General features: G+C 46.9%; 10 protein-coding genes. 8 read left to right on the top strand and 2 right to left on the bottom strand.

Annotation, left to right across the window (positions count from 1 at the left end; translation table 11 throughout):
• Positions 1–5 precede the first annotated feature (5 nt).
• From BN1080_RS07650 to BN1080_RS07665, 4 genes are all read left to right on the top strand, one after another.
• A complete protein-coding gene (locus BN1080_RS07650; RefSeq protein WP_052651440.1) occupies positions 6–1,511 on the top strand; it encodes a carboxypeptidase M32 in 1,506 nt (501 codons plus the stop codon).
• 98 nt (positions 1,512–1,609) lie between these two features.
• Complete coding sequence (locus BN1080_RS07655) at positions 1,610–2,368, top strand: SDR family NAD(P)-dependent oxidoreductase (protein WP_052651441.1); 759 nt, start codon at positions 1,610–1,612, stop codon at positions 2,366–2,368.
• 114 nt (positions 2,369–2,482) lie between these two features.
• Positions 2,483–6,064, top strand: a complete 3,582-nt coding sequence (locus tag BN1080_RS07660; RefSeq protein ID WP_052651442.1) for a dynamin family protein — start codon at positions 2,483–2,485, stop codon at positions 6,062–6,064.
• Between the two features lie 3 nt (positions 6,065–6,067).
• A complete protein-coding gene (locus BN1080_RS07665; RefSeq protein ID WP_052651443.1) occupies positions 6,068–7,000 on the top strand; it encodes a sulfurtransferase in 933 nt (310 codons plus the stop codon).
• A 49-nt stretch (positions 7,001–7,049) separates the two neighbouring features.
• On the opposite strand, the gene BN1080_RS07670 is transcribed toward BN1080_RS07665, so the two are convergent.
• Positions 7,050–8,387, bottom strand: a complete 1,338-nt coding sequence (locus BN1080_RS07670) for a hemolysin family protein (RefSeq protein WP_052651444.1) — start codon at positions 8,385–8,387, stop codon at positions 7,050–7,052.
• 180 nt (positions 8,388–8,567) lie between these two features.
• Here BN1080_RS07670 and BN1080_RS07675 point away from each other — a divergent pair, with 180 nt between their 5' ends.
• Positions 8,568–10,151 carry an amidohydrolase gene (locus tag BN1080_RS07675; protein WP_052651445.1) on the top strand — a complete coding sequence of 528 codons (1,584 nt, stop codon included), beginning with the start codon at positions 8,568–8,570 and terminating at the stop codon, positions 10,149–10,151.
• Positions 10,152–10,153: 2 nt separating this feature from the next.
• Positions 10,154–10,363 (top strand): hypothetical protein, encoded by a 210-nt coding sequence (locus BN1080_RS07680; protein ID WP_052651446.1) that lies wholly within the window; start codon positions 10,154–10,156, stop codon positions 10,361–10,363.
• Positions 10,364–10,423: 60 nt separating this feature from the next.
• Here BN1080_RS07680 and BN1080_RS07685 read toward each other — a convergent pair whose 3' ends face one another.
• On the bottom strand, positions 10,424–11,221 hold the full coding sequence (locus BN1080_RS07685) for a TIGR00266 family protein (RefSeq protein WP_052651447.1): 798 nt from the start codon (positions 11,219–11,221) through the stop codon (positions 10,424–10,426).
• Between the two features lie 145 nt (positions 11,222–11,366).
• Between BN1080_RS07685 and BN1080_RS07690 the strand changes: the two genes are divergently transcribed.
• Both BN1080_RS07690 and BN1080_RS07695 read left to right on the top strand, forming a co-directional pair.
• Positions 11,367–11,864, top strand: a complete 498-nt coding sequence (locus BN1080_RS07690; protein ID WP_052651448.1) for a cupin domain-containing protein — start codon at positions 11,367–11,369, stop codon at positions 11,862–11,864.
• A gap of 69 nt (positions 11,865–11,933) precedes the next feature.
• Positions 11,934–12,212, top strand: a complete 279-nt coding sequence (locus BN1080_RS07695; RefSeq protein ID WP_052651449.1) for a hypothetical protein — start codon at positions 11,934–11,936, stop codon at positions 12,210–12,212.
• Positions 12,213–12,215 lie beyond the last annotated feature (3 nt).

Genomic DNA, 12,215 nt, shown 5'->3' on the forward strand with positions numbered 1-12,215 from the left:
GGATTATGTTGACACTTGAAAAACAGTACAAAGACCATGTGAGCAAAATGCAGGCCTACAATGAGGCGCTTTCCTTATTGTATTGGGACCTCCGTACAGGAGCGCCCAAAAAAGGGACGGATCTCCGTTCTGAAACGATTGGCACATTATCTTCAGAATTGTTCGCGTTATCCACATCCGATGAATTCGGCCAATTATTGACCGATTTGGAAGCGGATCTCGCTGGCTTGAGCCGCGTGATGCAGCGCTCTGTTGAAGAGTCGCGCAAAGAATACGACCTAAGCAAAAAAATTCCGCCTGAAGAATATAAGAAATACGTCATCTTGCAGTCCAAAGCGGAGTCGGTTTGGGAAGATGCAAAAGCTGCTGCTGATTTTTCGTTATTCGAGCCTTACTTAGAAGAGCTCGTTTCGATGACGAAGAAAATGATCGGCTATTGGGGCGAAAAGAACGGCAGCGCCTATAACACATTGCTTGACCAATATGAGCCGGGCATGACGACTGACATTCTGGATGAAGTTTTCGGCAAACTGCGGAGCCGCATCGTGCCGTTGGTGCAAAAAATTGCAGCTTCGGAAAACAAACCGGAAACGGGCTTCCTATATGAGCATTTTCCAAAACAAGCGCAGCGGGATCTCAGCATTGAAATCCTGAAGCAATTGGGCTATGACTTTGAAGCCGGACGCTTGGATGAAACAGTCCACCCGTTCATGACAACGATCAACCGCCGCGACGTTCGGGTAACGACGAAATACGACGAACAGGATTTCCGTACGGCAGTCTTCGGGACGATCCACGAAGGCGGGCATGCCCTTTATGACCAGAACCTGGGGGCGGATCTTTCCGGCCTTGCAATTGAAGACGGGGCTTCGATGGGAATCCATGAATCCCAGTCGCTTTTCTTCGAAAACTTTATCGGCCGCAATAAAAACTTTTGGACAAGCAATTATGATTTATTGAAAAAATACGCTCCAAAGCAATTTGAAGCGGTAAGCCTCGAAGATTACGTGCGGGCCATTAATGAATCGAAACCTTCCTTGATCCGGATTGAAGCGGATGAACTGACGTATGCGTTGCATATCATGATCCGCTATGAGCTTGAAAAAGGGTTGTTCAATGGGGATTTAGCCGTGAAAGATTTGCCGAAGCTCTGGAACGACAAATACGAAGAATATTTAGGCGTACGCCCGTCAACTGACGCAGAAGGCGTGCTGCAGGATGTGCACTGGGCAGGCGGAAGCTTCGGCTACTTCCCGTCCTATGCGCTTGGCTATATGTACGCCGCCCAATTTAAAAATGCGATGCTGAAAAGCTTGCCGGATTTTGACGAGTTGCTGGCTAAAGGCAATATCACGCCGATCCGCGAATGGCTGACCGAAAACGTGCATCAATACGGCATGTCGAAAAAGCCGTTGGAAATCCTGGAAGATGCAACAGGGGAAGGGTTGAACGCCGATTATCTGGCTGCTTACCTGGAAGAGAAATATTCGAAGATTTATCAGCTGAATTAAGTAGTGATAGGAGCCCAAAAGCAGTTGCTTTTGGGCTTTTTATTTTCCTTCCGCCATTTCCGTAGAATTTTGATTATAATAAATACAGGAGGGATTTTATGTTAAAATCATTCAGTTTAGAAGGCAAGACTGCGATCGTGACAGGAGCAGGAAAAGGGATCGGGAAAGCGATTGCAATTGCAGTGGCAGAAGCGGGAGCAAACGTGATGCTCGTTGCGCGGACAGAGGCTGATTTGATTGCTGTGAAGCAGGAAATCAATAACGGCCGGACCGATTATGTCGCAGCGGATATAACTTCGAGGGAACAAATTCAGCAAGCGGTGGAAAAAACAGTGGACCGTTTCGGGAGAATTGATGTGCTTGTGAATAATGCGGGCATGAACATCCGCTCTTCCTTAATAGAAGCGACAGACAGCGAGTGGCAGAAAATCATGGATACGAATGCGCACAGCGTTTTCATGTTTTCACAGGAAGCGGCCAAACAAATGGAATCCGGCGGCTCGATCATCAACATCAGCTCAGTCGGAGGGGAACGTGCGCTGAAAACAGGCGTCGTTTACGCAGCTTCCAAAGCGGCGATCATCCAGATGACAAAAGTGATGGCGATGGAATGGGGCCCGAAAAATATTCGCGTCAATGCGATCGGCCCTTGGTACTTTAAAACGCCGTTGACGGAAAAAATATTGGCGGATGAAGACTATTTGAATTCCATCCTGGCGGTCACTCCGATGAAGCGGGTAGGCGAACTGCCGGAAGTGGCGACGCCGGTCGTTTTCCTGGCATCGGATGCGGCAAGCTATATTACCGGCCAAACATTGTTTGTGGACGGCGGCATGTCCATCCACGGATTTTCGTAAGGCGTCTGAAGGGGTTGGCCATAAGTCGGATAGAGACTTACGGGCCAACTCCTTTTTTCGTTGGGCGTAAAAAAATGTTATGATAGGAGCAGTATCTGAAGAAGGGGTTATCAAATGACAGCACATGGCCATCAAAAAGATTTAATTGAAACAGCAAGGCTCTATAAAATATTTGCAGACAACGAAGACACAGAACGCGCCTCAAAAGCGGAATTGTTTGCAAAGAAGATATTAAAGAATAATTTCATTATTGGATTTGCCGGACATTTTTCTTCGGGGAAATCGTCGATGATCAATGCACTGACCGGAGAAACGCTATTGCCATCGAGCCCGATCCCGACAAGTGCCAATATTGTAAATGTGCAAAAAGCAGATGCTGATTTTGCGATCGTCAACCGCAAAAACGAGAAACCGGTTTATTTTCCGGAAAATTACGATTTCGACGTAGTCAAGGCATTCTGCAAGAGCGGGGATGTGACCCAAGTCGACATCGGCCATCAAGACTCGGTGCTTCCGGAAGGCATTACCGTAATGGATACTCCAGGAGTCGACTCGACAGACGATGCGCACCGCCTGTCTACGGAATCTGCCCTGCACGTTGCAGATATGGTCTTTTACGTCATGGATTACAACCATGTCCAATCTGAGCTGAATTTCAATTTCACACGGGAACTCCAGAAATACACGGAGCTCTACTTAATTGTCAATCAGATCGACAAGCACCAGGCAAGTGAATTGCCTTTTGAAGACTTTAAAAGATCGGTATATGATTCATTTGCGGCATGGGGAGTCGAACCGAAAGGAATTTTCTTTACCTCATTAAAAGACTTTGGATTTCCGGGCAATGATTTCGAGCAGGTAAAAGGATTGGTGGCTTCTGCGATGGCAGGATGGCAAGGCCACGTAGGAGAAGCCACCGATGCCGCTTTGCAGCAATTGAAAGATGAGCATCTCCGTTTCCTGGAAGAGGAACAGCAGGAGCGGCTGCAAGCTTTTTCTTCCGTGCTGGCTGAAGACGAATGGGAAAACCGCGAAGAAATTAAACAGGAAAACAGAAAAGTGGCGAATCGGCGATCGGTCCTGGATTTTGAAAAATGGCAGGCTAAATTCGAAAAAGACCGAAAAGAATTGGTGGATAACGCCAATATTATGCCGTATGAACTGCGCAATGCCCTAACGAATTACGTCGAGTCCGTCCAGCCCGGTTTCAAAGTAGGGTTATTGTTCAGCGGCAAAAAAACAGAAGAAGAGCGGGCGCTTCGGAAAAGAGAAGTGGTGGAAAGGCTCGATACTGTTGCCGCTTCCCAAATCACGAATCATCTAAAGAAACTGATGAAAAATTCATTGAAAGATGCGGGGCTTTTAACCGATGATGAGTCGATTTCCATTGATGAAAAAGAATTTCCGCTGCCGTTTTCGCTGATTGAAGAACAGCTGCCGAAAAGCGGCCCGGTCACAAGCGATACCATTTTGAACTTTGCGAAGAATATCACCGCCGCAATTCAGCGCTGGTTTATTAAAGAAACAGAAGGCTGGAAAAAAGCACAGGAAGAAAAGTTCATCTCATTATCCGATGATGCCAATACAGAAATGGATATGAAAGCGCAATTGCTGGACCAGAAACTGCTGGCCATCACCACGCTGGAAGAAATGGATGAGCGGATCGATAAAGTGAAAAAATCTTTTTCAGCAATGCTTCCGAGCCAAAAATTGGAGGCGGAACAAAAAGTGGACCGCTGGCAGCATGAATTTTCAATTTCCATGGAGGAAATGGTGGAATTTGATGAATCGATGCTCGAGCAAAAAACGGCAGTGGACCGGGAAGACCGGGATCCGCTTGCGTCGTCCGCTGTCAGCCAGTTTGATGAAAATGCAGTAGTTGAGAGAGCCAATCAAACGGCTTTGGCCCTCACTTCGGTTAAAGGATTCGCTGAAACCGCGGAATACTTAAAGCGAAAAGCAGCACGGCTAGAGAAACAGGAATTTACAATTGCCCTTTTCGGGGCATTCAGTGCGGGGAAATCTTCTTTCTCCAATGCATTGATGGGTGAAACAGTGTTGCCGGTTTCCCCGAATCCGACGACGGCGACAATTAACCGAATCCGACCGGTAACGGAAGACCATCCGCATGAAACGGCAGATGTCCGTTTGAAAACGGTCGCCCAGATGACAGAAGATGTGAAGAATTCCTTTAGCATTTTGGGCGTTGAAGTCCATACGCTGGAAGAAGCTTACGCAAAAGCAGGGTCGCTTTCAAAGGAAGGCTCGACAGAACAGCAAGTCCATAAATCATTTATTGATGCGTTCCAAAAAGGTTATCCGGAATTCAAAGCTCATCTCGGCGAGACGCTCCGGACGAACCGCGAAGAGTTCGGACTGTATGTCGCAAAAGAAGAGCGCAGCTGTTTCGTCGATGAAATCGACTTTTACTACGATTGCGAATTGACGAGAAGCGGCGTTACATTAGTGGATACACCGGGAGCTGACTCGATCAATGCCCGGCACACGAATGTCGCTTTCGAATACATCCGCAATGCCGATGCGGTCTTGTTCATCACTTACTACAACCACGCATTTGCCAGAGCGGACCGGGAATTCCTCATCCAGCTTGGGCGGGTCAAAGATGCATTTGAAATGGATAAGATGTTCTTTGTCGTCAATGCGATTGATTTAGCGAATAATGAAGAGGAAAAAGACGCTGTGATTTCTTATGTGCAAGATGAGCTGCAGCGTTTCGGCATCCGTTTTCCAAGGCTTTACGGTGTTTCGAGCTTGCTCGCGCTAAAAGACCGGGAAGTATCGGGCATGCCGGAGTTCGAAGAAGCTTTCCAGCATTTCTTGAAAGATGAAATCAAAGGGATGGCTGTCAAATCCTTGGCGGAAGAAGAACAAAAAGCGGTGGACCGTTTTAGTGCATTGATTGCCCAAACCGAAAAGAACTTGATGCGCAAAGACGAACGGCTGGAAGAATTGAAACGGATCGAACAGCAATTGCGCATTCTGTTCGGGGCATCTGCTGCTCGTATTTTTGCGAAAGAAGCCCTGCAGGAACTGGATGAATTGCTGTACTACGTCAATCAGCGCGTATTCTACCGCTTCAACGATTTCTTCAAAGAAGCGTTCAATCCGTCGGCGTTCAATGGAAAATCAGCCCAGCAAGCTTTGGATACCGCCATCGGCGATATCGTGGAAATGACGGCATTCGACTTTGCCCAGGAATTGCGGGTGACGCATTTCCGTCTGGCCCAGTTTATCGAAAAGCGGATTGCTAACCGCTTTAAAGACGACAGCGCCAAACTAAAAGAAATGAATCCGGATTTTTCGCTAACGCCTTATGAAGTGGAAGAAATGGCGGCAATTGAACCGGACCAGGCTTTTAAAGAAGCATCCTATGCTTCCGTCAAATCCTATTACAAGAACAATAAAAGCTTTTTCGAAAAGAATGAAAAAGAGAAATTGCGGAATGCCTTGCAAGTCTTGATGGAGCCGGATGCCTTAACGTATCTCGACCAAGAGAAAGCTAAAATGAGCCAGTGGGCTGACAAATGGATCGAGCAGGAGGCGGAAGGTTTGCGCCAGCATATGCTTCGCCAAGCCATCGACCAGATTGAATCAGAACGCATGGTGCTCCAGCAACAGGAAATCCTGGCTGAATGGAAAGACTTGTTTTCAAATCTCGTAGCGGAAAGGGTGTAAAGTATGACGGTATTCAAGAACATTAGCCAAACACAAAACGTTCGATGGATTGATGCACGATTTGATTTGAAGGATCCGAAATGGGGAGAAAAAGCTTACCAAGAAGGACATATCGAAGGGGCGGTTTTCTGGGACCTTGAAAAGGACCTTTCCGATATGGAGGCAACAGGCGGACGGCATCCGATGCCTTCAAAAGAAAAGTTGACCCGGCTGATTGAAAAAAGCGGCCTTGATCCGAAAGATGAGGTCGTCATTTACGACCAAGGCGGAGCTCCTTATGCAGCGCGTGCCTGGTGGCTATTGAAATACGCTGGATTCGAAAATGCCTTTATCAGCAAAAAAGGATTTGAAGCGCTGAAAAAAGAAGGGTTCAAAACGACTCAGGAGATTCCCGGGACTCCTGCTGCGCAAGTGGAGCTTTCTTTTGATGATTCGGTTTATGCCGACCAATCCTACGTAAAGCAAATCATTAATGGCGACGAACTCGGCATCTTGTTGGACGCACGGTCTGCTGAACGCTATGCCGGGATTTCTGAGCCGATCGATCCGGTTGCAGGCAGAATTCCGGGTGCCCGCAATTTCGACTGGGAGCAATTGGTTGACCATCGAGGGGAATTCACGGAAGAAGTGGATTTTTCGAATGTCCTTCAGAAAAACGAACCAGCGGTCGTCTATTGCGGAAGCGGCGTTACCGCTGCAGCGCTGTATGCGATGCTGGCCCATAAAGGCTATACATCGCTCCGCTTGTATGCAGGCAGCTTCTCGGATTGGATCACAGATGAAAAGAACGTCGTAGAAATCGACGCGAATGAGCAAACCGCACCGATGGGCGATGCAGCAAAAGGCATCCTGGCAAAACTGATCGAAGAAGGCTATAGCGGCGAAATGCTTATGAAAAAATTTGAATACGAAAAATCGTTGCTGGAGAAAAAATAAGCAGAAAACCCCCGTTCACTTAACAAATGAACGGGGGTTTTGCCTTGTCTTATTCGCGAATGTCTTTAATGAGTGAAAGTTCTTTTTTCGGATGTTTGCGTGTCAGCTGGACCATAATGATCTGGTGGTTTTCCATTTCCCGCACCGTGATGACATGGGTTGGCAACTGGACAGTGCCGCCTTCTGTGATGTCGGTGTTTTTCAGCTGGACCCAACCGCCTATCGTATCCACGTCTTCGCTGTCGTCAAAAACGATGGCAAACCGCTCTTCTAAATCTGAAAGGAGAACACGTCCGTTTACAAGATAGTTCAGCGGATCGAGTGCTTTGATTTCGTCCCGTTCATCATCGTCAAATTCATCGCGGATTTCTCCGACAATTTCTTCCAGGATATCTTCCATCGTAATGACGCCGGAAGTGCCGCCATACTCGTCAATGACAATGGCCATATGGACCTGCTGCCTCTGCATCGTTAGCAGAACATCCTGAATCGGCGCTGTTTCCAAGACAAAAGGAATGTCATGGACAATGACGCTTTCCGTTAAACTTCCATTCACTGTGAAATTCGTCAGCATTTCTTTAATATTCACAAACCCGATAATGTCATCCTTGTCGCCATTTTCGGTTACAGGGTAGCGGGTATATTGATGGTCTCTGACGATTTCCATCAAGTCATTTTCATCCATTTCCAACGAAACTGTCTCCATCTGCGTCCGCGGCAGCATGATGTCTTTTGCGACGCGTTCATCGAAAGAAAAGATGTTTTGCATATACGAAAGTTCGGTTTTGTTGATTTCACCGCTTTGGTAGCTTTCGTTCATAATAATTTTTAACTCTTCTTCCGAATGGGCTTGCTCATGTCCGGCAGGTTCAATTCCGAACATGCGCAGCAATAGGCGCGCAGAACCGTTCATAAGCCAGATGAACGGGTTTAAAATCTTTCCGAAAATAACCAAAGGCTTTGAAAAGAATAAAGCCATTGGTTCCGCATATTGGATCGCCAATGTCTTGGGAGCCAGTTCACCCAGCACTACATGGAGAAAAGTCACCACTGCAAATGCGATTCCAAAAGAAAGGATGGATGCTGTAGGGTCTACAACGCCGAAATTTTCAAAAACCGGATGCAGGATCCGTTCGACCGTCGGTTCCCCGAGCCAACCAAGACCCAGAGCGGTCATCGTAATGCCAAGTTGGCAGGCCGATAAATAATAATCCAGGTTATCCACGATTTTTCTGGTGCGTATTGCGTTTTTATTGCCTTCCAAAATCAGTTGGTCAATGCGGGAAGTCCTCACTTTGATAATTGAAAATTCCGAGCCAACAAATAATGCAGTCAAAGCAATTAATAAAGCCACTAAAAACAAATTCAAGTAAAGTATACTGTCCAATTCGTCCCTCCGGTTTGAAGGGTTCACCTCTGCTTTCTAAAATATCCATTTATTATACCATAACCGAAAGCCACTTTCTTTTGGGAACTTCTCGCAAAAAATTTTGAGTATTCCGATTGAATTGAGTTGTCACTCGGAGGAAATGGAATTATGATTAACAATGAGAAAAGGAGTGACGTGATGAAAACCTTATGGCACGGCGGAAAAATTTATACGATGGTGAGTGAAGGCGAAACCATAGAAGCGGTTTTGGTTTCTGATGGCAAAATCGAAAAGATCGGTACATATAACGAATTAAAAGAGCTGGCAGATAAAGAAATGCATTTGGATGGGAAGATCATGTATCCGGGCTTTGTGGATAGCCATATGCACATGATCGGGCACGGTGAGAAACTGCTGCGGGTGGACCTTTCCAAAATTGAATCCTCAGAAGAAATGAAGGAGCAGCTGATCCGTTCGACAAAAGATTTGGCTCCGGAAAGCTGGTTTATCGGAGAAGGATGGAATGAAAACAATTTTCCCGACCGGAAAATTTTCCACCGCTTAGAACTGGACGAGATTTCCGAATCGCCCATGATGTTGAAACGCGTATGCCGCCATGCTGTTTTGGCGAATTCAAGCGCGCTCCAATTGGCGGGGATCACGAAAGATACACCGGATCCGGAAGGCGGAGTGATCGTCCGGGACAATGACGGAGAACCGACAGGCTATTTGCTGGATGCAGCACAAGACCTGGTGGCCGATCAAATTCCGGAAGTCAGTGTTGAATATTTGACGCATGCACTCAAAACTTCGGTGGAAAATTTATTGTCTCTCGGATTGACCGGGGCCCATACAGAAGACATGGGGTATTACGGCCATGACTACACAAAGCCGCTGCAGGCGTTCAAAAATGTGATCGGCAGCGACAAACTGAAATTCCGCGCGAATCTGCTGCGTGCCCATAGCCAGTTTGAAGCGATGATGGAACATGCGAGCTACGCGGAACCGTTTATTGATCCGGGCGCCATGAAAATTTTTGCCGATGGTTCGATCGGCGGGAAAACGGCGCTATTAAGCAAGCCGTACAACGATGATCCATCCACGAGCGGCGTTGCCATCCATTCGGATGAAGAATTGCATCGTTTGGTTGCTATGGCACGGAAACACGGGGAAGCCATTGCGATCCATGTCATCGGCGATTTGGCGATGGAAAAAGCGCTGGACGCAATTGAAGCTCATCCGGTAGCGGAAGGAAAGCGTGACCGTTTGATCCATGCCATGATTCTCCGTGAGGATTTGGTGGAGCGCATGGAAAAATTAGCGGTTATTCTGGACCTGCAGCCAAGTTTTGTCAGTTCGGATTTCCCGTGGGTGATTGAACGCTTGGGAGAAGAACGGATCAAATGGTCTTATGCATGGAAGAGCCTAGTAGACCGCGGCCTCATTTGTGCAGGAGGATCGGATGCACCGATTGAAGAGGTGGATCCGCTTCAGGGCATCTATGCAGCCGTAGCAAGAAGAAAGCCGTACGAAACGCATGAAGGCTATATGCCGCAAGAGAAATTAAGCCGTTTTGAAGCCATTCAGCTGTACACGAGCGGAAGCGCTGCGGCGATTTGCAAAGAGCAGGAGCGCGGAATCATTGCGGAAAACTTCGATGCGGATTTCTCGGTATTTGACCGGGACTTGTTTGAAGGCGAACTCGAACAGATCATCGAAGCGGAAGTGGAGCTGACGGTCGTAGCTGGAGACATCATGTATCAAAAAGGAAGAAGTGAATAGACGTGGAAGCAATACCGGAAGAAATTTTAGCGAAGCTGGCGCAAGCAGCCCAAGCGGGCGTTGATATGGGGAGCCCGAAAGCGGCAGTGACCCATATGCTCGGCCAAGGCGAAAAAGAATCGATCCTCTATTTCTACAAGCCTGGGACGATTGAATTTGATTTTGATAAATATGAATCGGCAGTAAAAGAGATGCGAAATCGCAATTTGTAATTTGGAATACCAAAAAAATCCCCCGCTGCAAAAGGCAGCGGGGGATTTTGTGAGTTTAGATTATTTGCCGCCAAGCAAGTCAAACAAGCCGCCGGCAATACTGCCTTCGCCTTGTGATTTGCCTGCAGGATTTTGCGGAGCCGCTGCAAATACGCGGCTTGCTAACCGGCTGAATGGCATGGATTGGATCCAGACACTGCCCGGTCCGCGAAGAGTGGCGAAGAACAATCCTTCACCGCCAAATAACGCCGTTTTTACGCCGGAGACCATTTCAATATTGTAGTCGACATCAGGAGTCATCGCGACTAAACAGCCGGTATCGACCCGAAGAACTTCCCCTTTTTGGAGATTTTTCCGGTGAAGCGTGCCGCCTGCATGGACAAACGCCATTCCGTCGCCTTCAAGCTTCTGCATAATAAATCCTTCACCGCCGAAAAATCCGGTCCCGAGTTTCCGTTGAAATTCAACGCCGATGGAAACGCCTTTTGCTGCCGCTAAAAAGGCATCTTTTTGGCAAATGATTTTTCCGCCCAGCATGCTGAGGTCCATCGGAATGATTTTCCCGGGATAGGGAGAAGCGAAAGATACGTGGCGTTTGCCGGTGCCCTGGTTCGTAAACGTCGTCATAAACAAACTCTCCCCGGTAATAATCCGTTTGCCGGCGCCCATTAATTTTCCCATGATGCCCGCACCGCCGCTTTTCGAGCCATCGCCGAAAATCGTTTCCATGACGATGCCGTCTTCCATCATCATCAATGCACCGGCTTCCGCCACGACGGTTTCGTTCGGATCCAACTCCACTTCGACAAACTGCATATCGTCCCCATACAGTTTAAAATCGATTTCATGATTATTCATCTGTTTCCCTCCTTGGAATAACTGCTATATAATGAATACGCGAATTAAATTCAAAAGTTTCAAAAATGGAAAATTTATTAAAAAGAAAATATTTGATTAATATTACTATTATGTAAACTATAATTTTGTATCGGAGGAAAAAAGAATGGACGCTGAACAATGGATTGAATTTTTGCAAATGGAAGAACATCCGGAAGGCGGCTACTACAAGTCTTCCTTCACTTCAGAAGATGGAATGGATTTTCAAAGCCATAAAGGGGAAAGGCCGTTATACACGAGCATTTATTTTTTATTGCGCTCACAAGACCTATCCCATTTTCATCGATTGAAGTCGGATGAACTCTGGTATTATCATGCAGGCAGCGCACTGACTGTACACATCATTGATGAAGACGGAGCATACCGGCAGGAGCGATTGGGAATTGCCATCGTCGATGGGGAAAAACCGCAAGTGCTGGTCCCAAAAGGCAGCATTTTCGGCTCGACTGTCGATCGTGAAGATGGCTTCTCTTTAGTCGGCTGCATGGTGGCGCCTGGATTCGACTATAACGATTTTGAACTTTTCACCCAGAAGCAATTGAAGGCGGATTATCCGCAGCACGAGGAAATCATCGAAAGGCTCGCTTACACAGAGCTTCCGTAAACGAAAGACTATATCGAATTATTTGAAAATATGCTATTCTAAGGAAAATGAGAAAAATGAGGTTGAGTCATGGAAATGGTTTTATCATTATCAATCATCGCAGTCGCCATCTTTGCGGGGATTTCCTTAAAGAAATTTTACGATAAGCCGTATATCGTCAATTTCGCTTTATCTGCCATGCTGCTGTTAATTGTGTTGCGCACAGTTCTCCAGCAGCCGATCAGCAACATGGGATGGGCAGCTATCATCATTTGTTCGATCGCATTCATTTTCCAAGTAGTTTTAGGAATTAAAAATTTGAAAGTAAAAGAACAAGTACAGGCTCTAAAAAAACGGATCTCACGATGAGAT

This window comes from Planococcus massiliensis (assembly GCF_000821325.1).
GTDB lineage: Bacteria > Bacillota > Bacilli > Bacillales_A > Planococcaceae > Planococcus > Planococcus ruber.